The following is a 26,306-nucleotide window of genomic DNA, read 5'->3' on the forward strand; positions in this document are numbered from 1 at the left end:
TGTTGCACACGATAACACTTGCCCGCTGTTATTGTACCATAGATATAAGAGCGTCCGCTCCTTCTCAGAGGATGTTTTCCTTGATATGTGTGGAATCGAAATCCTCCGGATTGAACCAGTCGCCACTGCCGGCCCAGGTGGAATCGAGCGGAATCCAGGCGGCGCTGCCGCTGATATAGACCTCATTCCAGGCATGCGGGCCATAACCGCCTTGACCGTCATAGCCTTTGCCGGTGACGACACGCACCTGGAGGCCTTGCGAGCGGGCCATCATCGCATAGAGCCGCGCGTAATCAATGCATACCCCAAGCCGCGTATCCATTGTATCCTGCGGGGTCTGCTCGTGCCAGATCCGTCTCTGTTCATAATTCTCCGCCTTGGTATAGTCGTAGGCAATACGCGAGCCCACCCAGTCATACAGCAGTCTGGCCTTCTCTTCATCCCCGCTGGCCTGTCCGGCAATATCTGCGGCTGCACCGGCAATATCTGCCGAAATATCATGATCAATCACTTCATATTTGCGCCGGAGAATGTCGCTCATCTCGGCGGCTACCGCCTTGGTCAGCACTGGAAGCTTCCCTCTGACCTGTTCACCGGCCAGCGGCTCAAATACCGCTTCCGCACTCTCGCTGTAGACAGGCGAGGACTGCACATAGCGGCTGAAGCCGCTGTCTGGGTTCAGGGCGACGCTGATGAACAGGACAAAGACCAGCACCATCGCACGGGTAAGTCCGGCGGCGGTGCCAAGCACGGCCCCGACGAACCGGCTGGCGCCGGTGATCCGCCCGGATGCCCTCCCGGGTTGGCGCGGCAGGCGGAACGGCAGCAGCAGGAACAAGAGACCCAGCAGCAGACGAATCAAGCTGTAGCACAGTAAGAGCAGCAGCAGAAACCGCACCACTGGTGCATTCGCCAGTACGGAGGCACCGGTATAATACAGCTGCTGCCACTGGCTTAGCTGGGCATCCGGCGGCGTAAGGCCCGATGCCCAGCTCCCGGCAGCAGGCGAGAGGTATACGGCTGCGGGAATCGCCATAACCAGCGAAGCTGCCGCAAGCACTCCAGAACCTAGCATGCCGAACAGCCCTCCGGCTGCTCTGCGGAAGCCCCGGCCCCAGCCCTGCAGCGCAGAGAAGAGGACCACCACCAGCAGCACAATGGAGATGATATTGGCCTCACGAAGACTCTCTATCCAGCTATTCACAGATCACTCCTCCTTCTGCTGCTGCAGGTCATCCTGAGCCAGCTGCACTGTTACTTGCCCGCCTGCTTCCGGGCTTCATCGATGAAGGTCTTGGTTGTATCCGTAACACTCCACTTCCCGAGGCTGACTCCACGGAAGACCACTTCCACCTTGTCCTCTGCGGCGGAGCCCTTCACCTCCAGATTAGGCGTAGTGATGGTGAAGGTGCCGTCACCGCCGGAGGTATAGACCGCCTCCTGAGCTTCCTTGAGCATAACCTCCTGCGCCTCATTCTTCAGGGTACTGACTGTCCCGTCTGCCACTTTGTTAACGGCATTACCGATCTGGTCCATGGTTACTCCGCTATAAATAAACAACCCCACCACAATAACCACGACAATCGCCCATTTCAGCATAGTCTTAACGATGTTAACGACTGCGAACAGCAACACAAGTGCAATAACGATAACAAGCCAATTCTCTCTGATAAATTGTGACCATACTTCCGGATTCATCAATTTCACAACACCCCAATCGCAAATTTCGCCACTCCGGAACTCTGTCCCGTGAGACATTTCATTAATATTAATTATTATACATGAATGATCCTTATAATTCATGGTTGCCGGAATGCTGAACCGCATACAGGGGCCGGCCAAGAAAATGGTATAAGCCCCCGCTGCCGCACGTAAAGTACAAGTAGGCTGTTCCCTCTGCTGGAATCTGTTCCGTCATCAGCGGCTGGCCGTCAATCTGGAGGTGTTATCCGTGAAAACTGCTATGTGGCTGTACCTCTTCATGTTCCTGGCTTTCTTCGATTTGCATGCCCAGTATCCTATTCTGACGCCCTTTGCCATGTCACTGGGAGCGGGTCCGGCCTTCATCGGCTGGATGATGGGGATGTATTCCCTGACCCACCTCCCGGGCAATCTGCTGGCCGGTGTGCTTGTAGACCGCAACGGCAGCCGCCGCTATATCGTGTTTGCCCTTACCGTAGCAGGGCTGATCCTGCTGTTGCAGGCCCACGCCCAGCTCCCCTGGCATCTGCTCCTGCTGCGGGCGGCGAGCGGATTCGCTCTGGCATTCCTCTCCCCAGCCTGCATGACCCTCTTGGCCTCGCTCTCGTCTGACCCGGCGACCCAGGGCAAATACATGTCAGGCAACGGAATTATTCACACGCTGGCTTCTGTGGTCTCCCCTGCTGCCGGAGCCTTCATCGTAGCCAAAGCCGGCTATTCCGGCACCTTCAGCACCTTGGGCTGGCTGCTGATCTTCACCGGTGTGATGGCCTTCTTCAGTGTGCCGAAGCATAATCCGGCCCTGGCACTGCCGGAGCCGGTACTCCCGCTTAAGGAGAAGCTGCCGGAAGTGCCCAAAGGTGTCCAGCCTCCTGTCTCCAGGCGCTATTATCTGCTGCCCTTCTTCGTATCCTGCTCCCAGGGCGTGCTGTTCTTCGAGCTTCCGCTGTCACAGGGACAGGATGGAATGGTCTCCACCGGAATCCTGCTCTCCCTGCTCAGCCTTGGAGCGCTGGCGACCCTCTGCCTGTTCTTCCTGAACCGCATCCCGCCGGGCATCCGCATTGCCGCTGCCTTATTGGGAATGGCTCTCTGCTTCTTCGCTCTGGCTGCCTTCCGCAGCATTCCTGCTGGAGTGGTCCTCTTCGTGCTCGGGTCTGCAAAAGGAGTGTTGTTTCCGGCGATGGCCTCCCTCTTCATCAGTCTGGGCGGCGCCGGACGGCTCGGCCGGACCTTCTCGCTGCAATCCATCGCCATGTCCCTCGGGGCATTCGCCGGACCCGTAGCCGCCGGACAGCTGAGGGGGTATGTCTCGCCGTACTTCATCGCCTTCGTGCTGCTAATGACAGCCCTTCTGCTGCTGCCTCCGGGCAGATCCGGCCGTCTCTCCTCCTACGCCCCCGGCTGGAACAGCCCTGCCGCCTGAATCTGCCGCTATTCGCCAGCAACCACCCGCATTTATCCTGCCGGGTGGTTACTGGCCGCAGATCACATTTTAATACGACATTTCCCGGGGAATGAATACATATTGTTCTGTCCGGCTGTTAAAAAACGCGCAGCTTAGGTACAATATCGTCATAACAACTATGATCCGGGGGATGATTGCCTATGTCCATCACCATTATTGTCGAAGGCAAGAACGACCGCAGCAGACTGAGGCGGCTGCTTGAACCTGAGGTCGACATTCTGTGCACCTTCGGTACACTGAATACCTTGAAGCTGGAAGCGCTGCGTAATACCATTCGGGACGGAGAAGTCTACCTGTATATGGACAATGACAGTTCCGGCAAAAAAATTCGTGCTGTCCTGCGCGACGCCTTTCCCGATGCCGTTCATATGTATACGCGCAAGGGCTATGCCGGAGTGGAAGGCACTCCCGATGAATATAACATCACCCAGCTGGAGAAGGCCGGGCTTGAAGATTACATTATCTACCCCCAGCCGTATCCTCAGGGAATAGAAGGATAATTCACCGCATGAAGCATATACATTCTTAACCATTCATCACAAAACGAGGGTGTCCTGTGCAGGCAACTCCACTGCCTCACGGGACACCCTCGTTTATTTCGTTCCTCGGTTATTCACGGGCCAGCTTCTTGACCGTTCTGGCCAGGAATTCAGGCGTCACATTCTCCGTATCCCCGGCCTCATACAATCCCCGGAGCTGGTTGTTCTTGTCCACCAGACCAATGAGGTTCGCATGGGCGAAATCATCCTTGCTTGTGCCGTAGATCAGCACCTTGAAGGATTCCGCTGCCAGCTTGCGTACCTGCTCCTGATCCCCCCGCAGGAAGTACCATCCGTTGTAATCGACATGGAACTTGTCAGCGAAGGCTTTGATCGCTTCCCGGGTATCATTCTTCGGATCGAAAGAGATCGAGACGAATTCAACGTCCTTGCCGAAGCTGCCATCCTTAACCAGGATATCCTGCGTCTCTGACAGCATATAGGTGGTAATCGGACACACATCGGGACAGACGGTGAAGAAGAAATAGACCAGCCTTGCCTTACCTGCCGTATCCGCCAGACTGATCTGCTTCCCGTCCACATTCTCCAGGGAGAAGTCCTGTACCTGACCGATGACCGGCAGCTTCTCACCTACGAAATCAAACGATTTGACTGCCAGATAGACCGCCATAATTACTGCAAGCAGCAGCAACAGCCAGGTCCATTTGTAACGTTTCAAGGTCTGCACAGGACACCTTCCCCTTCTATCCTAAGAATGCTTACACATGAATGGTATTCAGCACCAGGGCAATCAGGCTTAAGGTCAGATAGTTAATGGAGAAGAGGAAGCTTTTCTTCGCCCAGATCTCATCATCCTTGGCCTTGAATCCGATGAGGGTTAAGTAGAGCCAGCCAACCGACAAGGCCAGTGATACAATAAGATAATAAATACCTGCATAATCATAGGCATACATCAGCACAGGCACGGGGAGCAGCAGCGCGACATAAGGAATCATCTGGAACTTGGTGCGCCGCGTTCCCTTCACAACCGGAAGGAGCGGGAATCCTGCAGCCCGGTACTCCTCCTTGCGGCGGATGCCAAGCGCCCAGAAATGGGGCGGCTGCCACAGAAAGAGCATTGCGAACAGCAGCCAGGCTCCGAGATCCACTGTGCCTGTAACAGCCACATAGCCGATGACAGGAGGCATGGCCCCCGAGATCGCACCTACCGAGGTGCTCCAGGTTGATGTTCTTTTGAGCCAGAGGGTGTACACTACGACATATACGAACATGCCGACGATGCCGAACAATCCGGCCAGCACACCGCAGAACGCGAACAGTACGACCAACCCGGCAATGCCGAGTCCGATGCCATAGATAAGCACCGTGGTCGGCTTCAGCCTTCCTGTAGGCAGTCCGCGTTCCCGGGTCCGTTCCATCTTCATATCCAAATCGCGGTCAAAATAATTATTGAAGACACAGGCCGAAGCCATGACCAGCATGGTACCGAGCAACGTCAGAATCAGACGGCCATACTGTACATCCCAGCCTGATGCCACCCAATAGCCTGCAAAGGCCGCAATCAGATTGGAGCGGATAATGCCGGGCTTCGTAACGGTAATAAAATCTCGCCAACTCGCACCTTCCGGTGGAGACTTGGCAGACATTGATGCGGAATCAGAAGAAGCTTGGTATCTCAATTGATTGTCCACGTATGGGGTTCCTCCTTCTAGGGAACTTCTAACACTCCGCTATTAACTTTATCATAGCAAACTGGGAAAGACTTTGACAATCATTGACCATGATGTTCATTAATTCGACAATTACGTGACAATATTTATTTCCCCGTCCTTAAATAACTTCGCCCAATAATGGGTAGTTATTAATAGAGAACTTCCGTACAAAGGAGATCTGACTAATGGATACTGCCACACATTTTGTTATGGGACTAGGACTTGCAGGTCTGTCCTTCGTCGATCCGCTCGTCGCTTCCAATGGAACTCTTGCCGGAGCAGTGATGGTAGCTACTGTACTCGCTTCTCAGGCACCGGATGCCGATACCGCCCTGCGTCTGAAGGATAACGCGGTATATATCCGCAATCACAGGGGGATTACCCATTCTCTGCCCTTTTTGCTGCTGTGGCCGGCATTAATCACAGGAGTCATCGGGCCGTTGTTCGGCTTCACGGACCCCGGTGCCTTAAGCCATATCGCGCTCTGGAGCTTCATCGGCGTTGCCGTCCATGTATTCTCCGATCTGTTCAACACCTATGGGACTCAGGCCGCACGCCCGTTCACCGAGAAATGGATCGCCTGGAATATCATCCATATCTTCGATCCGTTTATCTTCGGCAGCCATGCAGCGGCGGTTATTCTCTGGATCAGCGGAATGGTGCCGCCCGCCCCACTGTTCATTACCTTGTACGCCTGCATCGTTCTGTATTACATTTGGCGGACCCTCGTTCATGCACGCATTACCCGCAGCATCAAGAACAAAGATATTCACCATAGTGCAGGTGACCGTTATTACGTGATCCCCACTATTTCGCCAACACGGTGGAATTTGGTCAAAGCCAAGCCGGACGGCAGCTACAACGTCGGGCAGCTGAACAGCGGGCGGCTGGAATGGTTCAAGCATGCGGTGTGCTCCACTCACCCCGCCGTTGAGCATTCCAAGTCCCATCCGGATATTCAGGCCTTCCTGTACTTCACCTCATACGCTGTAGCGGAGGTTGAGGAGCTGCCCTCTGGCTATATTGTACGCTGGGGAGATGTCCGTTATTTACACCGCAAGCAATTCCCGTTCGTGGCTGTCCTTGTAATGGATCATGAGTATAAGCCGCTGAATACGTATGTCGGCTGGCTGAGCAGCGAGAAGCTGGATGAACGCTTCGCCATTGATCCTGGAACAGTCAAGCTGTAGCAGGAAAGACAAAGGTTACCACCATGAAGAGGGTTGTCCTTGAAGCCTGAACGTAACGGCTGCTTGGGGCAACCCTCTTGACGTCCTAGACCGCATAAGGCACAATCAACAACAAGTGGACACGGATATGCCGCCAGTCCAAGGCCAATATACGCTTACTTTACACAAAATCCCGGCATGCTGCGAGGCACACCGGGATTCACTTGTACACTATATGAAGCAGAAAGGAAGGCTGGAACATATGGGTAAAGGTCTGTCACTGTGGTTCGCCTGCTCTTCAATTCTACTGCTCACTGCAGCTTCCATCACAATCAGCTATAACATCTGGCTGGCCCTGCTTCTCGGCGCGCTGTGCGTGCTTAACATCGGCTGGGGCTTCATCGTCAAAGCCAGACTGAGGCGCAAAGCGGAGAGCAAGCTGCCTTCCCCTTAACGGGCAGGCAGGAAGCCCATCCGTTCCTTCACGCCCTTCAGCGTACGTGCGGCGTTCCCACGCGCACTTTCGGCGCCCTGAGCTAGAATATCGCTCAGCGTTCCTGAGCTGCGGATGTCCTGATATCTCTGCTGGATCGGCTCCAGCAGGGCTACAACCGCTTCAGCCAGCTCTTTTTTGAAGCCGCCGTACATTTGACCTTCATACTGGTCGGCAATCTGCTGCAGGCTCATTCCCGAGCACTCGGCATAGATGCTCATCAGGTTGCTGATCTCCGGCTTGTTCGCCGGGTCGAAGACAACCTCGCGCCCGGAATCCGTGGTGGCACGGCTGATTTTTTTGCGGATCACATCAGGCGGGTCCAGAAGATTGATTCTGCTGCCGGGATTAGGGTCGCTTTTGCTCATCTTCTTAGTGCCGTCATCCAGGGACATGATCCGTGCCCCGACCTCTGGAATGTAAGGCTCAGGGACGGTGAAGAATTCACCGAACCGGTGGTTGAAGCGTCCGGCGAGGTCGCGGGTCAGCTCCAGATGCTGCTTCTGGTCTTCGCCTACCGGTACCAGATCCGCATTGTAGACCAGAATATCGGCGGCCATCAGCGAAGGATAGACGAACAGGCCCGCGCCCACCGATTCTTTGCCTGCCGACTTATCCTTGAACTGTGTCATCCGCTCCAGCTCACCCATCGCAGTCAGCGTAGTCAGAATCCATCCCAGCTCGGCATGCTGTGGCACATGGGACTGCATGTAGACATGCGCAAGGGACGGATCAATGCCTGCAGCCAGATACAGCGCGGCTACCGATTCCGAATTCTCGCGCAGGGCTGCGGGGTCCTGGGCTACCGTAATGGCATGCAGATCGACCACCATGAAGTAACATTCGTATTCCTTTTGAAGCTTGACGAAATTCTTGATTGCCCCGATATAATTACCGAGTGTGAGTGAACCGCTGGGCTGTATGCCCGACAATACTTTTTTAGCCATCCTCTTAACCTCCATCATCATTAAATATCCGCTGGCGTAATGAACGCAAAAAGGCCCCACATCCGCAAGGGACGTGAGACCGTGGTACCACCCTTATTCGCTGTCTGGAATCCTTCAGAGGGATTATGCGCAGACCGCCTTGGCTTCCGTTAACGGGGAAGAGCCGGCCGGTCTACTTAAGGCTTATGCAGCCTGTTCGATCGCGGCGCTCAAGGGTCCATTCAGTCAGAGGTGCACCGCCGGTTCACATCAGCCACCGGCTTTCTGGAGGTACAGTCCATGCTTACTTGTCCCTGTCATCGCATTACCTGTGTATCATTGATGCCTCCATCATAGAGCGAGCCGGAGAAGTTGTCAATTCCCTAACCTCCGCCGGATAAATCTGGTATGATAAAGGTATTCGTGTGTATGTAATCTGATTACAGCTTATCAAAGGAGCATATCTCTTATGAAACAGGTGACCAAAGGGCAGTGGAACGGTTATGATACCTATATTTTGCATAGCCGCGAGCTGGAAGTCACGCTTCTGCCCCGGCTGGGTAATAACGTAATTTCATTATGGGACCGCACCATGGAGCGGCAGATCCTTCGTCAGCCTGAGGAGAGCAATCCCGCCTCGTATATGCAGAAACCTTATCACTTCGGCCTGCCGCTTCTGGTTCCTCCCGGACGCATACGCGGCGGAAGGTTCCGGTTCGACGGCACAGACTACCAGTTCGACCGGAATGCGGGAGAACATCATATTCACGGACTGCACCGCACCCAGGCCTGGCGTGTCAGCGATATTGAAGAGGACGAGGACGGCTGCGCGGTCACCACTGAATTCATAACGGCAGATGATCCGGAATGGATCAGACAATTCCCCGAGCCGCTGAAGCTTGAAATGACCTTCCGGCTTCAGGATGACCGGCTGCAGCAGACGCTTAGAGTCACTCATCTCGGCAGCAAGCGTGTCCCCTTCGGCGCTGGCTATCATACCTGGTTCACGCTTGACGGGACACCCTCCCGCTGGAAGGTTACCTTCCCGGCCGGGGACGTCTGCGAGCTGAACGCGGACCTTCTGCCTACCGGACATCTATTGCCGCTGGGGGAGCTTGCAGGTCTGCATACCGGGCTGAATCTTCAAGGTGCGGACCTTGATACCGTTCTGCGTATAGCAGAGGGCCAGCCTGCTGAGGCAGTCCTGATGCGGGAGGACGGATACGGGCTGCGTTATTCAGCCGATCCCGACCTCTTCCGCCACTGGATTCTCTATACCAAAGGCGAAGCCGACCAGTTCCTGTGCATTGAACCGCTCACCTGGCTTCCCGATGCGCCTAATCTGAAGCAGGATGCTTCCGTTACCGGGCTGATCACGCTTGAACCCGGCCAGACACTGGTTCTGGGCAATACCCTGCAGATGATATATCCGGAGCTATAAATTTCATAATAATTACCATCCTATAAACCTTCAAAATTCGTGTATGAATTCTTCCTCCCGCGCTCATACTATCTTCACAACGGGCGAAGGAGGTGAGCACACATGGGTCAAGCAGGTCAACAAAGTCGTGGTAGCCGTTCTAACAACCTGGTCGTTCCTCAAGCGAATGCAGCGCTGCAGCAGTTGAAGTATGAAGCAGCACAAGAGCTTGGAGTAACTATTCCGGCTGACGGTTATTATGGGAACTATACTTCCCGCGAAACTGGTTCTTTGGGAGGATATATCACCAAACGTCTGGTGCAACTGGCAGAGCAACAACTGTCCGGTCGTTCGTAATCGCTACCTTATCTTTACAATCCGTCTAAGCCGTGAGGCATAGACCGAGCAGCTTCACAGCCCTCCCGCGCTTCTCGTCGAAGCGCAGGGGGGCTTTTCTATATGTATATAGAACTTCAGCCGAAGGATTGGTCCGAGATGTCGCCTTGGGTACTGCGCGGATAGCGGATCATCAGATTCGCCATATTGTAATTGGACTCCAGTGTGGCATCCACCACCACCATTCCCTGGCGTACAGCAAATTCGTAGCTGATCTCTCCGTGGGTCCAACGCTTCTTATACTTCAGGCTCTCCAGCGCCATGACACGGAATGAGGATTGCTGGCCTGAAGTCAGTCCCTCCTGCCCGGCTGCGAAGCTTCCGCTGCGCCCGGCCAGCGGATGATGGCGGACCCCGAACTTGCCGATGGTATTATTCCTGATCTGTACAAATACGGTCCCTGAATTCAGTCCTGACAATTCCTCCTGCAGCTCCTGAAACACCAGATCGATCTGTCTTGCAAGCGATAATTGTTCCGTCCTCACATGTATTTCCTCCTAAAAGTCTTGTGGGTGATGCAGCCTCATGGCTCTGCTTCACACAACACTTGCTTCGTAAGCAGTTGTTTGAATTTTGTGGGTCTAGCAGCGCTTATATAAGGCTTTAGGCTCATTATAGGGTACTAATTAAACACGTACAACATTATTAAACATAATTGGGTTATAGTCCCTATAAATGCGCAAATTATTTAGTATTTATAGCAAATTTCAAGCTTTTTTCGTCTTTTTTCGACAAATACTCAACATAAAAAGACCCCTAAATCGGGGTCTTTGCGTATTCATACCATATTTTACCGCCAGCCTTTTGCTGTAAAAAACCAATTTGCCTTATTTTCGACAAATTCTTAGCTGCGTTGCTCAGTCATTTCCAGGAATTCCTGGATATCCGCAACAATCAGATCTGCAGCCCCCTGCCAGAAATCCGGCTTCGACAGATCAACGCCGAGATGCTTCGACACCAAATCCTCCAGCGTCATCACTCCGGTATCCTGCAGCAGGCTGTCATATTTATCGGCAAAGGAAGGCCCTTCCTGCAGCGCAAGCCGGTATAGACCTGTGCTGAACATATACCCTACCGTATACGGGAAGTTGTAGAACGGCACATCCGTGATATAGAAATGAAGCTTGGACGCCCAGAAATGCGGATGATATTCGGAGAGGACTCCGCAGAAGGCTTCCTTCTGGGCTTCCTCCATCAGCGCGGATAACTCCTCGCTGCTCACAAGACCTGCCTTACGCTTCTCATAGAAGCGGGTCTCGAACAGGAAGCGGGCATGGATATTCATGAAGAAGGCCACGCTGTTCTGGATCTTCGCTTCAAGCAGCGCCAGCTTCTCTTCGCTGTCACCCGCAGACTTCACCTGCGCATCCGATACAATGACCTCCGCGAAGGTAGATGCCGTCTCCGCCACGTTCATCGCATAGTTCTGGTTGAACAGCGGCTGGTCGTCCAGCAGGAAGGAATGATAGGCATGGCCCAGCTCATGCGCCAGGGTGGATACATTGGACGGCGTTCCGCTGTAAGTCATGAATATGCGGGATTCCTTGCTCTCCGGGAAGGATACGCAGAAGCCCCCAGGACGCTTCGCAGCCCGGTCTTCCACCTCGATCCAGTCCTTGTCGAAGGCATGCTCGGCGAAATCCGCCAGCTTCGGACTGAATTTGCGGAACTGGGTAACGATGTCGGCAGCTGCCTGTTCATAGGGAATTTTGCCGGAGGACTTGCCGACTGGCGCTTCCACATCAACCCAGGCGAGTGACTCCAGACCCAGAAGTTCAGCTTTGCGCTTCAGATAGGATACCAGGGCCGGCTTGCTCTTCGTGATAACATTCCACATGACATCCAGAGTCTCACGGGACATCCGGTTGATGCCGAGCGGCTCCTTCAGGACATCCTCCCAGCCCCGGCCCTTGTACAGCTTCAGGCGGAAGCCTGCCAGATGGTTCAAGGTATCCGCACAATAGTCGGCCGCGCCGCCCCAGGCTTCTTCCCATTTGCGGAACATGGCAGTGCGGACCTCCGGGTTCTCATCCGACAGCTTGTTGAAGGCTTGCCCGGCAGAGAGAAGCTTCTCTTCGCCTTCTTCTTCAAAAGGAATCTGGATCTGTCCGACAATAGTCTCGTAGTGCTCGCTCCAGCCATGATAGCCGTCAACGGCAAGCTCCAGGGCAAGACTCTCCAGCTCCGGACTCATCTTCTCACGGGCCAGATTGCGGCTCTCGCTGAGCACGAAATTCAGCGGGGCAATCTCCGGCCGGGCCATCCACTCGGCCCATACCGCGTCCGGCGTCTGGCGCAGCACGTTATCGAAGGCAGAGCTGATGCCCTCATATCCGGCGCGAAGCCCTGTTACCTTCGAGGACAGTCTCACCGCCCCCTTGTCGAGCTGGTTCTGCGCACCCAGACATCCGGCGAATTCTGACGCCTGTGTGAGACGTCCAGCACAGCTCTGCAGCAGCTCAATGACCGGGTCCAGCCCCTTCGTGGAAGCCGCATCAGCCGGTGCAGCGGCGGCAGCTACCTGTGCGCGCAGGCTCTCAATATCGGATTCCAGCCGGTTCAGGAAGCTCTCAAACTGCGGGGAAGCAGAGCCTCCCGGAAAAATCGATTCCAGTTCCCATGTCAGTGATAACGGTTGTTTCATCTATCCTCACCATTCCTTCGTTATAGAGTAGTTTTCTTTGTATTTGCGGTACAGCCATGTTAAAGTGAATCATGAAACTCCACTAATTGTAAGGAGGGCATCCTAATGAAGCCACTGCAAATATCGCCGGAGACGGCCATCACCTTATCGAAACAACTCGGCGTTCCGCTGGAACACCTGATGCATATGCCCCAACATATCCTGCTGCAAAAAATCGCCGAACTCTCCAAGAAGCCCGGCAATGAAACCGCTGACGGCAGCACAGCTCCTTCGGGTGAGAAGGACAAGCAATGATCCCTTTCAGCCATACCTGGCCTTATGACATTATTCTTGGCGACATGTACGTGCAGTACTGCCCGTTCTGCGACCGGGAGAATGTTCTTCTGCCAATGAAGCCCAAAGAGCTGCAGAATGTACGTGACGGCAAAAAAAAGCTGTTAGTCTTCCCCTGCTGCAGTGCAAGTCCCACCGTCGTTGATAATGACAATGACTACCTGCTGTTTGACCGGGCGGTGCGCTAATCGCAGATGTCCGGCAGCAGCCCCCCGTTTAACCGGCAGAGGCGTAGAAGGAATGCTCTTCTACGCCTTTTGCGCTTCCGTTATACCGGATAGTAGACGTCCCTGATACCCTCACCCAGCCCTCTATGTACCTGCCGGAAGCCCGTCCGGATCAACGTCCAGCCCGCGCATCTGCTCCCGCAGAATGGCCCATTGTTCGCGCGAAGCCCGGATCATGGCCGCGTCCGTAATCCGCTGGTCATTAATGACCCTTGAGAACCACCGCACAGCGGCGGCGAACTCCCCGATCCGGCGGTTCAACTCTCCAATGAGATACATTAACCGCGCATCATTTCCCCCGGAGGAATCATTCTCGAACACCTTGACATACTCATCCAGCGAATAAGCCAGAAAACGCTGCTCCTGCACCGTATCCCCTTGATAACGGTAGAGCCAGGCAATATGGTGCAGCAGGCTTGCGATAATACGTTCCTTGTCCTTAATGCTCTGCGCGCAGATCAGCGCCAGCTTGTACGTCTCCAGGGCTTCCTCCCAGTTCCGCTTCTCTCCGAAGCTGCGGGACTGCCAGCGCCTGCCTACCTGCGCATCGAAGGACTTCCGCTGCCAGTCGGCCAGCTTGTCCGCAGAATTCTCCGTGGAGGCGAAGCCGCACTTGGGGCAGACCCGCACCACATAGTAATCGGGATTCTCCGCCTTGTAATAGGAGCAGAAGTCCGCATCGCGGCGGATGGCCTTTTTAAGGCTGGGACGTACCCTTGAGGTTGAGAATTCATGCTCACAGTTACAGCAGGTAACCTTAATCGAGTAAAGCGGTATTAATTCCGGCACTGGTGCCCTCATCCTTTCACAACTACACTTTATTCATGGGGCATATTGACAAAATGATGCGCAGGACCCGCCAGCCGGCTCAGAACAAAGGTACGCAGGGACTCTTCCACCCCTGTCTCCTCCAGCGCTTCCTTCATACAGGCCAGCCAATCCTCTGCCCGGTCCGGGGTGATCGGCACATGCATATGTCTGGCTCGCATCATGGGATGGCCATGCAGCTCGGAATACAGGGCAGGCCCGCCAAAGAACTGGCTCAAGAACTGATATTGCTTCTCCAGCACGGGAGTAATATCCTCTGGGAATAACGGGCCGAGCTGCGGGTGAAGCTGCACCTTGGCATAGAACACAGTCACCAGGCGGTGTAACCCCTCAGCGCCTCCCAGGCTGTCGTACAGGCTCTCATTCGGATTCATTGGAGGTATCGCCTTCTTCCATATTTATTCTGATAAGCAGTTGCTTCTTATTATACCAAAAAACCCGCTGCACAGTTATCCCTGCCTTAAGACATACCCGCTCCCGGGAAATAAGACAAAAAAAGGCGCCGAACCGGAGTTCAGCGCTCGTAAGCTAATCAGTATGTTCTAAATTCTTCATCACCAGGCTGGACAAGGGAGACCCGGATCACATATACAAAAGCACAAACGAGCACTCCGGCAACTACACTCATCACCATCACTCCATCCCTGAAAATCCATCTCAACACGATGTGCATTAATTAAGTTTATAATACCATAATTTCAGTGAAAAAGCACCGGTAAATGTAACCGTTTTCCACGTTTTTTTGTGCTGTTTGTCCAGCTTTCGGCATACAACTAAGCATAGAACTGGAGGCGAAAAAGCGATGACACTGAACAAAATCGCAAGCCCGCTGCTCGGAATCATGCTGGCAGGCTGTATGCTGCTGATGCTGGTGCATCCCGTAAGCTCTCTGGATGCGGCCCTGCGCGGGCTGGCCGTCTGGTGGGATGTGCTGTTTCCCTCGCTGTTCCCCTTCTTCGTGATCTCTGAAATCATGCTGGGCTTCGGCATTGTCCACCTCTTCGGCGCACTGCTCGACCCGCTGATGCGCCCGCTCTTCAATATACCCGGCAGCGGCGGCTTCGTGGCAGCGATGGGCTATGTATCAGGATACCCTGTCGGCGCGAAATTAACCGCCAAGCTGCGCGAGCAGGGAATGATCAGCAGAATCGAGGGCGAGCGGCTCGTAGCCTTCACGACCTCCTCGGACCCGATTTTTCTGCTGGGCGCTGTCTCTGTCGGATTCTTTCACGACGCCTCCCTGGGGCTTGTGCTTGCTCTTTCCCATTACGGGGGAGGGCTAATCGTAGGTCTGCTGATGTCCTTCCATGGCCGGGGCAAGCCGGAAGAAGCAGATACGAACACCGCCCGCACCGCATCTACGGAAGGACAAGGCCCCGGAAGGCTGCGGACTGCGCTGTACGCGATGGCGGCCGCCCGCCGGAATGACGGCCGAAGTCTCGGCGAGCTGCTGAAGAGTGCCATTACCTCGTCGCTCCAGCTTATTATCGTAGTCGGCGGACTGGTTGTCTTCTTCAATGTGCTGATGGAGCTGCTCGCCCGTGCGGGCGTGATGTCGGCCCTGTTCAGCATGACCGGACGCGTGCTGTCTCTGGCCGGCTTCCCTCATGAGCTCTCAGCCGCCCTCGTCAGCGGCTTATTCGAAGTGACGCTTGGCGCCCGTTCAGCTGGTGAGGCTGCCGGAGGGGTTCCGCTGCAGTTCAAGGCGGCAGCGGCAGCGTTCATCCTCTCCTGGGGCGGCTTGTCTGTTCATGCGCAGGTCGCCAGTATCCTGAACGGTACCGGGCTGCGCTATCTCCCCTTCATGGCTGCCCGCCTCGTGCATGCTCTGCTCGCCGCCGGTCTGCTTCTCCTGCTATGGAAGCCGGTGGTCAGCTCGGGGCTTGCCGGTCAGTGGACCCCATTGCCCGCCGCCTCCGGGCTGGCGGCTCCTGAATCCGCCCTGGTCAGCAGCATTGGCCTGCTCTGCCTTCTGCTGGCCGTCATGCTGGCCTTATCGCTGATCGTTCTGCTGCTGGGCAAGCTGCGGCGGCCTGATGTGCGCAAGTAACTTCATCTAGGCAGGCTGCCGGGAATCCGCTGTAACTCCCTTAGCGGATTCCCGGCTTTTCACTGTGCTAATATTGTGTTCCGGGTCAAGATTGATTATGATCGGTGTATGACTGAATTATACAAAGGAGCTTGTACATCTTGAGATATTATGTTCTGGACCGCGGAGATGAATTGTCCATCCAACTAGCGGAGCAATTTCACAAGCTGGCGCAAGGCCGGAATCTGGAGCTGGATGCCAAGTCACCGGAAATCGTGATCTCCATTGGCGGCGACGGCACGATGCTGCATGCTTTTCATACGTTTATCGATCAGATCCCGAATCTGGCTTTTGTTGGCGTGCATACCGGCCACTTGGGCTTCTATGCGGACTGGCAAGCCGAGGAGCTGCCGTCCCTGATTGATTACATGTGCGGAGAGGCAGGACCGCATAAACCGCGTATCGTACAGTACCCGCTGCTCGAACTGGAGATCCATAAGAAATCCGGCTCCAGCAAGCACATTGCCCTGAACGAATTCACCCTTAAGGGGGTGGACGGGACGGTTGTGATCCAGGTGGATATTAATGATGTGACCTTTGAGATGTTCCGCGGGGACGGCCTGTGTGTATCCACACCTTCCGGCAGTACCGCTTATAACAAAAGTCTGGGAGGCGCTATGGTGCACCCGTCGATCGAGGCGCTGCAGATTGCCGAAATTGCCTCCATTAATAACCGGGTCTTCCGGACCATGGGCTCGCCGCTGATGCTTCCCAAGCATCATCACTGCGATATCTTCTCGCGCAAGGAGCAGCGCCTGCTGCTGACCATTGACCATAATAATATTCCTGTGGATGATCTGATCTCGGTGCGCGCCCAGGTAGCGGACAAAAAGATCAGCTTCGCCCGCTACCGCCCCTTCCCCTTCTGGAACCGTGTCCGGGAGGCATTCTTAGTCTAGCCCTGCGCCAATTCAAGCCGGAGATGCCCCATATCTCCGGCTTTATCATGTTGCCTGAAGGGAGCGTGTCTGTGCCCCGCAGCATGCCGTAGAATAAATAGACAGACGGAATTTCCAAGTGGTATAATGGTTCTATTTTACAAAGTTTTCTATTTGAAGGAGCGAATCTATTGAAGAAATTAATATCCCTGCTTGGCATCAGCCTGCTGGCGCTCGTGCTGGCAGTTCCTGCTTTTGCTGCAGACAAACCCATCAAGGTGTATATTAACGGCAGCAATCTTGCCTTCACTGCCGGCACTCCCTATCTGAAGAATAATACGGTGCTTGTGCCTTTCCGTGTTGTTTTTGAGAAGCTTGGATTACAGGTGCTCTGGGACTCCAAGACGGGCACGGTTACCGGTACCGGAACGGGCCTTAATATCAGCCTTAAGGTGGGCAGTAAGCGGGCCAATGTCAACGGAACCGTCAAGCAGCTTACCGTTGCTCCTGTCGTTAGCGCCGGAACCACTTACATACCCTTGCGCTTCATTGCGGAAGCCACCGGGGGAACAGCAATCTGGGATTCGGCCAGCCGCAGCGTGAAGATCACCGTATCCCAGTCCTCCGCCTCCAGTGAGCAGGAGATCAAGGCCATTATTCAATTAGCCAACCAATATTATAATGAAGAAAACGCCAGCAGCTTCTATTCGCTCGTTGATGCGGGGCCGGACAAGACGGAAGCTGTTGCCAATATGAATTCCCAGTTCGGGCAGTATGACATCAAGAATACGATCAGCAGCCTTAAGGTCCTCAGTCTTACGGGCAACGAAGCTACCGTCCATTCTGTAGAAAAATCGGTACGGACCGGCGGTTATTATACACCGGATGAGCAGTACGAATACTTATATACGCTGAACCGCCAAAACGGCTCCTGGAAGATCTCTTCCATGGATCTGCAGGAATCCTCCGTGCTGCTGACGCGCGAGCAGGGCATGGAGCCCGCAGTGCTTCCACAGGGCGCTCAAACCGACATCAAGAATACGCTCAGCAAATACTACCAGGGTATGAATGACCGCAATATAGATGCAGTTCTTGCCGTGATGACCTCATACGGGGAGGAGAATGATAATTCTTACAAAGACGAGCTGCGTGACTATTTCATCAGCTACGAGCTGAGCTATGCGGTGTCTGCCTCTAATGTCTTCTACTATAGTGCCGATGAAGCCGCCGTCTATACGAAAGTGGCCATTACCGACGGTGAATCGAAGGAGACCTATACCGAGTCTCTGATCCTCCTGTTCTCCAAGTCAGAGAACGGAGCCTGGACGATCGATAATACGTATCATATCAGCTTCAACTAACAGTCCTAATTCAAAAATTCATCAAAAGGATGTATGTACTCATGAAATCAGCCAAAATCGTTACCGCACTATTAAGCGGCTGTCTGGCTCTATCCATCGCCTGGGCCCCTGCGGCTTCAGCGGCAGACGCTGCCGCCACCGCCACCGCCGAGGCGGCAACAGCCTCGAAGACGGAGATCATCAATGAAATTATGCAATATCTGGAATATTACAACGTTGAGGGCGTGGACCAGGATACCCTGATCCGTGGTGCGATTGACGGTATGGTAAATACACTGGATGACCCCTACAGCCAATACTTCACGAAGGAAGAGGCTGCAGCCTTCGGCCATCAGGTCGATCTGGAATATGTCGGCATCGGTGTCCGGCTTATGTATACTGCCAAAGAGCTATACATTGAGGAGGTCATGAGCGGTTCCCCGGCCGAGGCCGCGGGCCTTAAGCGCGGGGACTCCATTCTCAAGATCGACGGAGTACGGGTGGCTGATACGGCAGGCGATGAGCTGAGCGGCAAAGCCGGTACGAAGGTGTCTCTGCTGGTTCAAAGAAACGGGGCTAACAAATCCTATACGGTTACCCGCAGCGAGATTGCTACAAGCTCCGTAACCAGCAAGATGCTTAGCTCCAAAATCGCCTATATCTCCATCAACGGCTTCACCCAGACTGCCGATGAGGAGTTCTCCACAGCGCTGGACAAAATGCGTGCAGGCGGCATGAAATCGCTGGTCCTGGATCTGCGCGATAATACAGGCGGTTACATGGACAGCGCCCAGAATATCGTCTCGAAGTTCATGGATGCCGGTATTATGATGTACACCTCCGATCAGACCGGTACGCTGAAGCCGGTAGCGATTACGGACGGCAGCAAGATCGGCGTTCCTGTTGTCGTATTGACCAACGAATACACTGCCAGCGCCTCAGAAGCCTTGACTGGTGCGCTTCGTGATAACAAGCTCGCTACGGTTGTAGGTACGCGCTCTTACGGAAAAGCACGGATTCAGAGCCTGATTCCCATGTCCGGCGGCGGCGAGCTGAAGCTGACCACCATGAAGTATCTGACTCCGAACAAGGAGGACTTCAACCATATCGGACTCGCACCTGATATCGAGGTCAAGGGCAAAACCGCCCAGCTCATTACGGCTCTGCAAATTGCCGGGATGAAGGAGATTGTCGCCTCGGGTGACCATCACATTCTTGATATCAACGGCTCTGCTTTTGCCGGTAATGTAGGTCTGGTCAAGCAGGGCGATAAGGTGTATGCAGCCTCCCGTGTCCTCTCCGCTCTGGTGGAGAACGAGGTCTCCTGGGATGCCAAGAACAAAAAGGTGCTGCTGACCACCGGTGCCGGTAACGTGTCCAGCTTCACACTGGCCTCCAAAGAGGCGCTGTTCCAGGACGGAGAGTCCTTCATCGAGCTGAACGCCTTCAAGAAAAAGTTCCCAGCGCTCGCATGGAGCTACAATGCCTCACAGAATCAGCTGAAATTAGCGGTCAAATAGAATCCGCTCACTTGTGGGCATCCGGCGAAATCAGGGGCATCAGTGCCCCTGATTTTGCTTATTTTAAGGTTATTTGGCCCAGGCACCCTCGCGCCAGCTCAGTGTATCAAAAAGCCCCTTCAGCTGATTTGCTGAAGAGGCTTTTTAAGTTGCATGGAGAAAACCAGGGGTAGACACACTGTCCCCATTAGCTGTTGTTCTAGCTGTCCTGCTTGTTCTGGTTGTTATTCTGATTACTGTTCTGATTGTTGTTCTGGTTGTTATCCTGTCTGCTCTGGTTATCCGGCTTCTCTTGTCTATCCTGCTTGTTCTGATTCGCCTGCTTGTTGGAGCGGTTGGAATGGTTCTCTTTGTGTTCTCTGTTCTGCTTGGCACTATTCGTCTGGCCTCTGCCCTGGAACTCTTTCTTCTTGCCCTGTCCTTCTTTGTTGCGGTGATTCCGGCTCTGATGCTCACGCACCGGTCTGTCCTTGGTAGCATGCTCCCGGCCGGAGCCGCCTGCGGCATCCCTGTCCCGTCCCGCGCCCTTCGTCTGCGGCTCCCGGTGTTCCTTCACGCTTACCGCCAGTTCATCCTCCTGCTCCAGCTCTTCGTCTACCCCGGGCTCGGGAACTTCCTTCACCAGAATATCCTTGAAGGTTCCCTCCTGCGGGGACTCCTTCAGCTTATGCAGCACAAAGTACGCACAGCCAAAGTTACAGTACTCATTAATATAATCCACCATGCCTGAGATGGCCGTGTCCCGGTTCACTTTGGGGTGATTATCCCGGTAAAAGCCTTTCAGGCGCAATTGGCTGTAGCCCCAGTCACCGATAATATAATCGTACCGGTCCAGCACTTCGCTGTATCTTCCGCGAAAAGCCTCGGGGTTCCAGCCGTCCTTATGATCGAGCATCAGCTCGTAACCTTTTCCACCTATAACGATCAAGCGTGTGTCGCCTGCCTTTCAATAATATCTGGGGGGCGCGTTGATAAGCCGTCATTGCGCGGGATTTTGAATTTCCGGCCGCTGTTGTGGTCTGATTTCTTCCATTTAACCGCTAGGCGGTGAAATCAGACCACAAAGGCGGACGCTGCCGCTCCTACAATTTCAAAATCCCTCTCCATGACTCCATCAACGCGAAGGGGGTGCAACCGCCACCCAAGAACCTCGCCGCTCTTGCGGCATTGGTTCTTTCAGCCTTTTAACCCCCTTTACAAACATAAAACCTTAAGCATAAGGCTTAAAACCTAAAGACAAAAACCTTAAACAAAAAACATACTGTGACTTCGTCATGCGGGAAATTTGCACAGCAAATTCTAATAAGAGAAAAGCAGCAAAGCAAGGCTCAAGGAAATAGATCCAAAGACCTATTTCATGCCTGCGAAACGGAGCGCGCCTCACGGGCCACCGCCGCAGACTTCACCTGCTCATGTGCACGGTAGGAGCTGCGAACCAGAGGGCCTGCCTCTACATGGCTGAAGCCGCGCTTCAGGCCTTCTTCCTTCAGCACCGCAAACTCCTCGGGCGGATAGTACTTCTCCACATTCAGATGCTTCGGCGAAGGCTGAAGATATTGTCCTAATGTCAATATATCACAATTTACGGCTCTAAGGTCATCCATCGCCTGCAGAATCTCGTCCCACTCCTCACCGACGCCAAGCATAATGCTCGATTTGGTCGGGATCTCCGGCTTCATCTCCTTGGCCCGGCGCAGCAGCTCCAGGGAACGGCGGTATTTCGCTCTGGCCCGGACACGGTCTGACATCCGCTCCACGGTCTCGATATTGTGATTCAGGATATCCGGATTGCTGTTCATCACGGTCTCCAGGCTGGCGCGTTCTCCCAGGAAATCAGGAATCAGTACCTCAATACTGCACAGAGGAAGGCGCTTACGGATCGCGGACACGGTCTCGGCAAAGATCGCCGCCCCCCCATCCTTAAGATCATCGCGGGCCACGCTCGTAACGACACAATGCTTAAGCTGCATGCCCTCGGCAGCCTCTGCCACACGTTCCGGCTCCTGCAGGTCAAGCTCGGTCGGCAGGCCTGTATTCACCGCACAGAAGCGGCAGGCGCGCGTACAAATATCCCCCAGAATCATGAAGGTCGCCGTGCGGTTCGCCCAGCACTCATAAATATTCGGGCAGCGTGCTTCCTCACATACGGTATGTAACGTCTTCGAGCGCATCATACCTTTAATTTCCTGATAATCCTCACCGGTGGTTAACTTGATTTTGATCCAGTCTGGCTTGGGCTGTTTGGCTGTTCGATTAGTCAAAGTGATGAGACCCCGCTTTCGATCTGAATGTCAATGTCAATTTCACAGTCAAAAGTTGCTGCCTCATATTATAGCATGTGGAGTAGGCCTTTGCCTGTTTTTGTGAACCTTGGGGAGGTTACGGATAAAAATAGCCCTTTTGCTTCAATCTAAAGAAAAGCACCCGGACCGGGTGCCGCTTCCGCTAAAATGTATGCAACCAATGCGCCAAACGCAGGAGGATGAGATCATGCTGGCCTTATTAACCCACCCCAACACCCGCAGAACCTTGATGTGCATGTCTGCAGCCGCCCTGCTCTGGAGCGGCAGTCCTGCCGTAAGTGCCCATGCTGCCCGTTATCATATAATGCCTGAACGGAGCACCGGCAGTCCTGCTCCCATAGACAGCAAGGAGACCGCTGCCGCTGACCGCAAACAGCTCTTTGAGCAGATGGGCGCGGCAACCGGGATTCCCTGGTACCGCTTCGCCGCCATCGATCAGTATGAACGGTCCATCGCACGGATGGGCAAAAAAACAGCCGCCGCAGATAGCACTTCTGCAGCGGCCAAACCACGGCTTACCGGGATTATGATTCCGGCGCCGGTATGGACCGGCCCGCTGAATCCCGATCAGGATGACAAGCAGCCGGATTCGATCCGCTTCTTCGGCGGCCTCGGGCTGGACGGCTCGGGGGACGGTATAGCCGATCCCGAGAGCGATGCCGATGTGCTATACAGCATGGCCCGCCACCTGCTCAAGTACGGGGATTCCGCAACAGACTTCAATATCGGGATCTGGGAGTATTATCACAACGGGCGGGCCGCCCAGCGTGTCTCCCAGTTTGCCAAGCTGTATGAGCATTTCGGGCGTTTGGACCTGTCCGGCAGCGCATTTCCGCTGCCAATAGGAACCAATTATGCCTACCGCAGCACCTGGGGGACCGGCCGGAGCTGGGGCGGGGCACGCATTCATGAAGGCACGGATTTGTTCGCGCCGCACGGCTTAACGGTGCGCAGCACCTGCTTCGGCATCGTCGAGACCAAGGGCTGGAACCGCTACGGCGGATGGCGCATCGGTATCCGCGATATCGAGAACCGCTACCATTATTATGCCCATCTGATGGGGTATGAGAAATCTCTGCTGCGCGGGGATGTTGTCACTCCGGGGCAGACCATCGGCTGGGTAGGCAGCTCCGGCTACGGCAGCCCGGGTACACAGGGCAAATTCCCGCCGCACCTGCATTACGGCATCTACCGTGACCGCGGCATCACAGAATGGGCCTTCGATCCGTATCCGCTGCTCAGGCAGTGGGAGAACCAGGAATACCGCCTGCTGAGACAGAGCAAAAAGAAGAAGTAACACCTGCCTGATTGCTGATGCGCCGCTCAGATCCCGTTACGCTTTTTCCCAGGACAGAGGTTACAGAGTTAGTGCAGCATCAGGCAGCCAAACGGCTCGATCTCGACCAGAATCTTGCTGGAGCTGCGCAGGGTGAGTCCGCTTAACAGATCGGTCAGCACGTTCGTGTCAGAACGGTAGCTGGTTAGCTCCAGATGGTAACGGTTGGGGGAATTATTGATAATCAGCCCCATCCGATCGTGTTCGCTGCGCCGGACATAGCCCAGGACTCCCCGCGTCTCATCGGTGAACCAGGGACGGAAGCTCCCTGTGCGCAGCACTTCATGTTCTCTTCTCAGCGAGATGAGCAGCTTGTACCAGTCCAGCAATCCGCTATGCTGAGCCTGCTCCTCCCAGAGCATCGGCCTCCGGCAATCCGGGTCTGTTGCACCTTCCATTCCAACCTCATCCCCGTAATAGATCATCGGCAGACCTATATACGTCATTTGGAAAAAGACAGCCAGCCGCATCCGGCTCATGGCCGTAGCTTCCCGGTCCCAGCCCCGGCCCCCCTCCTTGCAGGCGGTCAGGAAACGCAGTGTATCGTGGCTGCCCAGCAGCTGGAACATCGCCGAATTGGCCTGATCGTTGTACAAGGCCTCCTGATGCAGCAACTGCTCCATGAACCGGGCGGGGCCAGCGGTCTGCGCCGCAAAAAACTCCAGCACCGCATCCCGCAGCAGGTAATTCATCCCGCCGTCGAACTGATCTCCCCGCAGCCAGGGCCCGGAAGCATGCATAATCTCGCCGATCAGCAGAAGATCCGGGAATTCCGCCTTCAGCTCCCGCCGCAGCCTGGTCCAGAAGTTCGGGGTCACCTCGTTGGCCACATCCAGCCTCCAGCCGTCAATCCCGGCTTCCCGCACCCAATATTTGGCTACGTCCATCATGTACTCCGCTACCTCAGGGTGATCCATATTCAGCTTCGGCATACTCGCCTCCGCCTTGGCGAAGGTCTCATAAGCAGGGGCCGGTGCACCGCTGACCGGGAAGGAATGAATGAAGAACCAGTCCTTATAGCGCGAGGCTTCCCCGTGCTCCAGCACATCCCGGAAGGCAAAAAAAGTATCGCCGGAATGATTAAATACAGCGTCCAGCAGCACCTTCATCCCCAGCTGGTGTGCCGTCCCGATCAGCCTTTTCAGATCGTCAAGCGTTCCGAAGCCGGGGTCTACTTTATAGTAATCCGAAGTATTGTACTTATGTCCGGAAGGCGATTCAAAGATTGGCGTCATATAAATAGCAGTCACGCCAAGCTCTTGCAGGTAGGGAAGCTTGTCTGTAATGCCTTGAAGCGTCCCTTGATGGTAGCTCTCAGGATAAATCTGATAGACTATGGCATCTGAACTCCAGGCAGGCAGCGCGATGGCCTGCGGGCGGTGAATATAGGCATACTGAAAAGCGCCCGCCTGTTCCCTGTTCTCCGAGCTTCCCCGCTCCCCGTACCATATATATCCGCCTGCGTGATGCTTGATATGGAACAGATACCGGCATTTGCCGGTCGCGGCCGGGACTATGGCTTCATAAATGTCATACGCTCCGGCACAGCCGATCCGCTCCATCTCCTGCGGAAGCTCATGGCCGGGGGAATCATAGCGGTCAGCATGGACAACCGTGCAGGACAAGGACTGTCCGCTCTGCACGAATAATCTGAGTTTAAGCATGCGGGGACCTGCCGGAAAGGCGAAGGGGTCCTCCGCTGTGTGATATACGAATAACCGGGTGAGCATACTGCGAGTCTCCTTTTATGCTGCATAGAGCAGCCTTAGCAACTGTGTTATTATGACAGGTAGAACAAAGTTCGCCATTAGGGCGTACTATACCGTAAGGACCGGGAGGGAAAGCTATGAAAGTTACAATTAAGGATATCGCCCAGGCAGCGGGTGTCGCCAAATCCACTGTATCCAAGGTCATGAACGACTCTCCCAAAATATCCGAGGAAACGAAGGCCCGGGTCAGGGACATTATCAAGCAGATGAACTATACCCCAAGCAGCATCGCCACCGGACTAGCCAGACAGAGCAGCAATACGATAGCTATCCTGATCGATATGTCCAAGGAAAGCGAGTTTCTCAATCAGTTCTTTTATAACATTATCGGCGGTGTGGAGAGCATCATCGGTCCTCTGAAATATGAGCTGACCATCGCCAATATCCAGCATGACCATGCTGAGGGGCACTTCCTGCAGAGGCTGGTGCTGAATAAGCGGGTGGACGGAATTATTGCCAATACCTCGGTGCTGACTCCTGAATTGTGCACAGAGCTGAACCGGCTTCAGTTCCCCTATATCTCTATCGGTGAGATCGCTGCTCCGGGGATCTGGGTCGATTGCGACAATGAACTGGGCGGCTTCATGCTGACCCGGCATTTGCTGGACCAGGGCTATCCGTCTGCGGCCTTCATCGGCGGCCAGAAGGATGAGCCGCTCTTCCTGCGCCGCGCAGCGGGTTATCAGCGGGCGCTGGGAGAGGCGGGAATAGCTGTGCGCAGCGACTGGATCATCAATGGACGGGCCATTGAAGAGGATGGCTATCAGGCGGCCATGCAGCTGCTGCAGAGTGAGCAGCCGCCAGGCTCCATCGTCTGCATGAGCAACTTCTCCGCTTACGGTGTGCTGCAGGCTGCGCGGGAATTGAAGATCTCCATTCCGTCACAGCTGGGCATTGCCACGTTCGATGAGTATCCGCTGTCCCCCTATACCACCCCTCCGCTGACTTCTCTGGATATGGATACCTTCCAGCTCGGCGCATCCGCAGGACGGCTGTTAATGGACAAGCTGGATAACAAAGCTGTTGCCATCAGCGGACAACTGCTGGAGCCGGAGCTGATTCCCCGGTTATCCTCCAAGCGAAGCGGCGGTGTTACTGCGGAATAGCGGAATAGCCGGATAGCGGGACATCGAAATAACGGTAGATCTGATCATCGAAAGTGAGGCGTCTTCCTTCAAGGGGAAACCGGTTTCCTTAAGTTGAAAGTACCACGCCCCCTGGTTAATGTCAACGTGAAATCATAACATTAGCGGC

The 26,306-nt window shown here is 54.6% G+C and carries 26 protein-coding genes; 14 read left to right on the forward strand and 12 right to left on the reverse strand.

All coding sequences use genetic code 11. The features are described from left to right. Positions 1-64 precede the first annotated feature (64 nt). Positions 65-1,204, reverse strand: a complete 1,140-nt coding sequence (locus tag MHH28_RS16870) for a transglutaminase domain-containing protein (RefSeq protein WP_405104224.1) — start codon at positions 1,202-1,204, stop codon at positions 65-67. Positions 1,205-1,254: 50 nt separating this feature from the next. Beyond that, positions 1,255-1,698 (reverse strand): hypothetical protein, encoded by a 444-nt coding sequence (locus MHH28_RS16875; protein ID WP_036722049.1) that lies wholly within the window; start codon positions 1,696-1,698, stop codon positions 1,255-1,257. Between the two features lie 253 nt (positions 1,699-1,951). Here MHH28_RS16875 and MHH28_RS16880 point away from each other — a divergent pair, with 253 nt between their 5' ends. Both MHH28_RS16880 and MHH28_RS16885 read left to right on the forward strand, forming a co-directional pair. Beyond that, positions 1,952-3,127: an MFS transporter gene (locus MHH28_RS16880; protein ID WP_405104225.1), complete on the forward strand. Its 1,176-nt coding sequence runs from the start codon at positions 1,952-1,954 to the stop codon at positions 3,125-3,127. Positions 3,128-3,309: 182 nt separating this feature from the next. Continuing rightward, positions 3,310-3,669: a DNA primase gene (locus MHH28_RS16885; RefSeq protein WP_405104226.1), complete on the forward strand. Its 360-nt coding sequence runs from the start codon at positions 3,310-3,312 to the stop codon at positions 3,667-3,669. Positions 3,670-3,778: 109 nt separating this feature from the next. Here MHH28_RS16885 and MHH28_RS16890 read toward each other — a convergent pair whose 3' ends face one another. Together MHH28_RS16890 and cyoE are read right to left on the reverse strand one after the other, a co-directional pair. Beyond that, positions 3,779-4,396, reverse strand: a complete 618-nt coding sequence (locus tag MHH28_RS16890) for an SCO family protein (RefSeq protein ID WP_405104227.1) — start codon at positions 4,394-4,396, stop codon at positions 3,779-3,781. A 31-nt stretch (positions 4,397-4,427) separates the two neighbouring features. Then, positions 4,428-5,360 (reverse strand): heme o synthase, encoded by a 933-nt coding sequence (gene cyoE, locus MHH28_RS16895; protein ID WP_405104228.1) that lies wholly within the window; start codon positions 5,358-5,360, stop codon positions 4,428-4,430. A gap of 206 nt (positions 5,361-5,566) precedes the next feature. On the opposite strand from cyoE, the gene MHH28_RS16900 reads away from it, so the two are divergent. Together MHH28_RS16900 and MHH28_RS16905 are read left to right on the forward strand one after the other, a co-directional pair. Then, a complete protein-coding gene (locus MHH28_RS16900) occupies positions 5,567-6,571 on the forward strand; it encodes a metal-dependent hydrolase (RefSeq protein WP_405104229.1) in 1,005 nt (334 codons plus the stop codon). Positions 6,572-6,812: 241 nt separating this feature from the next. Beyond that, complete coding sequence (locus MHH28_RS16905; RefSeq protein ID WP_405104230.1) at positions 6,813-7,004, forward strand: hypothetical protein; 192 nt, start codon at positions 6,813-6,815, stop codon at positions 7,002-7,004. Here the strand turns inward: MHH28_RS16905 and trpS are convergent. Beyond that, positions 7,001-7,990 (reverse strand): tryptophan--tRNA ligase, encoded by a 990-nt coding sequence (gene trpS / locus MHH28_RS16910; RefSeq protein ID WP_405104231.1) that lies wholly within the window; start codon positions 7,988-7,990, stop codon positions 7,001-7,003. The two genes, MHH28_RS16905 and trpS, sit on opposite strands and share 4 nt — an antisense overlap. Positions 7,991-8,438: 448 nt before the next feature. Between trpS and MHH28_RS16915 the strand changes: the two genes are divergently transcribed. Continuing rightward, positions 8,439-9,410, forward strand: coding sequence for an aldose 1-epimerase (locus tag MHH28_RS16915; protein WP_405104232.1), 972 nt, complete (start codon positions 8,439-8,441; stop codon positions 9,408-9,410). A gap of 102 nt (positions 9,411-9,512) precedes the next feature. Continuing rightward, positions 9,513-9,746, forward strand: coding sequence for an alpha/beta-type small acid-soluble spore protein (locus MHH28_RS16920; protein ID WP_036701727.1), 234 nt, complete (start codon positions 9,513-9,515; stop codon positions 9,744-9,746). Positions 9,747-9,862: 116 nt separating this feature from the next. Here the strand turns inward: MHH28_RS16920 and MHH28_RS16925 are convergent, their stop codons facing one another. Together MHH28_RS16925 and MHH28_RS16930 are read right to left on the reverse strand one after the other, a co-directional pair. Continuing rightward, positions 9,863-10,270, reverse strand: coding sequence for an O-methyltransferase (locus MHH28_RS16925; RefSeq protein ID WP_405104233.1), 408 nt, complete (start codon positions 10,268-10,270; stop codon positions 9,863-9,865). A 359-nt stretch (positions 10,271-10,629) separates the two neighbouring features. Further along, complete coding sequence (locus tag MHH28_RS16930; protein WP_405104234.1) at positions 10,630-12,429, reverse strand: M3 family oligoendopeptidase; 1,800 nt, start codon at positions 12,427-12,429, stop codon at positions 10,630-10,632. Between the two features lie 105 nt (positions 12,430-12,534). Here MHH28_RS16930 and MHH28_RS16935 point away from each other — a divergent pair, with 105 nt between their 5' ends. Both MHH28_RS16935 and MHH28_RS16940 read left to right on the forward strand, forming a co-directional pair. After that, the gene (locus MHH28_RS16935; protein ID WP_405104235.1) at positions 12,535-12,723 is read left to right on the forward strand and encodes a YycC family protein; all 189 of its coding nucleotides are present in this window, start codon (positions 12,535-12,537) and stop codon (positions 12,721-12,723) included. Next, a complete protein-coding gene (locus MHH28_RS16940) occupies positions 12,720-12,950 on the forward strand; it encodes a hypothetical protein (protein ID WP_405104236.1) in 231 nt (76 codons plus the stop codon). Before MHH28_RS16935 ends, MHH28_RS16940 begins: the two co-directional genes overlap by 4 nt. 123 nt (positions 12,951-13,073) lie before the next feature. Here the strand turns inward: MHH28_RS16940 and MHH28_RS16945 are convergent, their stop codons facing one another. Together MHH28_RS16945 and MHH28_RS16950 are read right to left on the reverse strand one after the other, a co-directional pair. Further along, entirely contained in the window at positions 13,074-13,778 is a 705-nt protein-coding gene (locus MHH28_RS16945; protein ID WP_405104237.1) for a DUF2225 domain-containing protein, read from the reverse strand. A 29-nt stretch (positions 13,779-13,807) separates the two neighbouring features. Beyond that, entirely contained in the window at positions 13,808-14,191 is a 384-nt protein-coding gene (locus MHH28_RS16950) for a globin (protein WP_405104238.1), read from the reverse strand. A gap of 428 nt (positions 14,192-14,619) precedes the next feature. Here MHH28_RS16950 and ylbJ point away from each other — a divergent pair, with 428 nt between their 5' ends. The 4 genes from ylbJ (at position 14,620) to MHH28_RS16970 (ending at position 19,644) form a co-directional block, all read left to right on the forward strand. Then, entirely contained in the window at positions 14,620-15,867 is a 1,248-nt protein-coding gene (ylbJ, locus tag MHH28_RS16955; RefSeq protein ID WP_405104239.1) for a sporulation integral membrane protein YlbJ, read from the forward strand. A 140-nt stretch (positions 15,868-16,007) separates the two neighbouring features. Next, a complete protein-coding gene (locus tag MHH28_RS16960) occupies positions 16,008-16,805 on the forward strand; it encodes an NAD kinase (protein ID WP_405104240.1) in 798 nt (265 codons plus the stop codon). A 170-nt stretch (positions 16,806-16,975) separates the two neighbouring features. Next, on the forward strand, positions 16,976-18,145 hold the full coding sequence (locus tag MHH28_RS16965) for a copper amine oxidase N-terminal domain-containing protein (RefSeq protein ID WP_405104241.1): 1,170 nt from the start codon (positions 16,976-16,978) through the stop codon (positions 18,143-18,145). A 41-nt stretch (positions 18,146-18,186) separates the two neighbouring features. Continuing rightward, positions 18,187-19,644 (forward strand): S41 family peptidase, encoded by a 1,458-nt coding sequence (locus MHH28_RS16970; protein ID WP_405104242.1) that lies wholly within the window; start codon positions 18,187-18,189, stop codon positions 19,642-19,644. A gap of 199 nt (positions 19,645-19,843) precedes the next feature. On the opposite strand, the gene MHH28_RS16975 is transcribed toward MHH28_RS16970, so the two are convergent. Continuing rightward, a complete protein-coding gene (locus MHH28_RS16975) occupies positions 19,844-20,572 on the reverse strand; it encodes a YutD family protein (protein ID WP_405104243.1) in 729 nt (242 codons plus the stop codon). Between the two features lie 427 nt (positions 20,573-20,999). Beyond that, entirely contained in the window at positions 21,000-21,905 is a 906-nt protein-coding gene (lipA, locus tag MHH28_RS16980) for a lipoyl synthase (RefSeq protein ID WP_405104244.1), read from the reverse strand. A gap of 202 nt (positions 21,906-22,107) precedes the next feature. Here lipA and MHH28_RS16985 point away from each other — a divergent pair, with 202 nt between their 5' ends. Continuing rightward, positions 22,108-23,244 (forward strand): M23 family metallopeptidase, encoded by a 1,137-nt coding sequence (locus tag MHH28_RS16985; RefSeq protein WP_405117144.1) that lies wholly within the window; start codon positions 22,108-22,110, stop codon positions 23,242-23,244. A 68-nt stretch (positions 23,245-23,312) separates the two neighbouring features. Here the strand turns inward: MHH28_RS16985 and MHH28_RS16990 are convergent, their stop codons facing one another. Beyond that, entirely contained in the window at positions 23,313-25,013 is a 1,701-nt protein-coding gene (locus MHH28_RS16990) for an alpha amylase N-terminal ig-like domain-containing protein (RefSeq protein WP_405104245.1), read from the reverse strand. Between the two features lie 116 nt (positions 25,014-25,129). On the opposite strand from MHH28_RS16990, the gene MHH28_RS16995 reads away from it, so the two are divergent. Beyond that, complete coding sequence (locus MHH28_RS16995; protein ID WP_405104246.1) at positions 25,130-26,158, forward strand: LacI family DNA-binding transcriptional regulator; 1,029 nt, start codon at positions 25,130-25,132, stop codon at positions 26,156-26,158. Positions 26,159-26,306 lie beyond the last annotated feature (148 nt).

This window comes from Paenibacillus sp. FSL K6-1217 (assembly GCF_045040735.1).
Taxonomy (GTDB): Bacteria; Bacillota; Bacilli; order Paenibacillales; family Paenibacillaceae; genus Paenibacillus_AQ.

Bases quoted from the DNA above. Each gene is read 5' to 3' on its own strand.
- MHH28_RS16875 (WP_036722049.1), bottom strand. From the start codon at position 1,698: ATGAATCCGGAAGTATGGTCACAATTTATCAGAGAGAATTGGCTTGTT.
- MHH28_RS16885 (WP_405104226.1), top strand. From the start codon at position 3,310: ATGTCCATCACCATTATTGTCGAAGGCAAGAACGACCGCAGCAGACTG.
- MHH28_RS16900 (WP_405104229.1), top strand. From the start codon at position 5,567: ATGGATACTGCCACACATTTTGTTATGGGACTAGGACTTGCAGGTCTG.
- MHH28_RS16905 (WP_405104230.1), top strand. From the start codon at position 6,813: ATGGGTAAAGGTCTGTCACTGTGGTTCGCCTGCTCTTCAATTCTACTG.
- trpS (WP_405104231.1), bottom strand. From the start codon at position 7,990: ATGGCTAAAAAAGTATTGTCGGGCATACAGCCCAGCGGTTCACTCACA.
- MHH28_RS16915 (WP_405104232.1), top strand. From the start codon at position 8,439: ATGAAACAGGTGACCAAAGGGCAGTGGAACGGTTATGATACCTATATT.
- MHH28_RS16920 (WP_036701727.1), top strand. From the start codon at position 9,513: ATGGGTCAAGCAGGTCAACAAAGTCGTGGTAGCCGTTCTAACAACCTG.
- MHH28_RS16930 (WP_405104234.1), bottom strand. From the start codon at position 12,429: ATGAAACAACCGTTATCACTGACATGGGAACTGGAATCGATTTTTCCG.
- MHH28_RS16935 (WP_405104235.1), top strand. From the start codon at position 12,535: ATGAAGCCACTGCAAATATCGCCGGAGACGGCCATCACCTTATCGAAA.
- MHH28_RS16940 (WP_405104236.1), top strand. From the start codon at position 12,720: ATGATCCCTTTCAGCCATACCTGGCCTTATGACATTATTCTTGGCGAC.
- MHH28_RS16950 (WP_405104238.1), bottom strand. From the start codon at position 14,191: ATGAATCCGAATGAGAGCCTGTACGACAGCCTGGGAGGCGCTGAGGGG.
- ylbJ (WP_405104239.1), top strand. From the start codon at position 14,620: ATGACACTGAACAAAATCGCAAGCCCGCTGCTCGGAATCATGCTGGCA.
- MHH28_RS16970 (WP_405104242.1), top strand. From the start codon at position 18,187: ATGAAATCAGCCAAAATCGTTACCGCACTATTAAGCGGCTGTCTGGCT.
- MHH28_RS16985 (WP_405117144.1), top strand. From the start codon at position 22,108: ATGCGCCAAACGCAGGAGGATGAGATCATGCTGGCCTTATTAACCCAC.
- MHH28_RS16990 (WP_405104245.1), bottom strand. From the start codon at position 25,013: ATGCTCACCCGGTTATTCGTATATCACACAGCGGAGGACCCCTTCGCC.
- MHH28_RS16995 (WP_405104246.1), top strand. From the start codon at position 25,130: ATGAAAGTTACAATTAAGGATATCGCCCAGGCAGCGGGTGTCGCCAAA.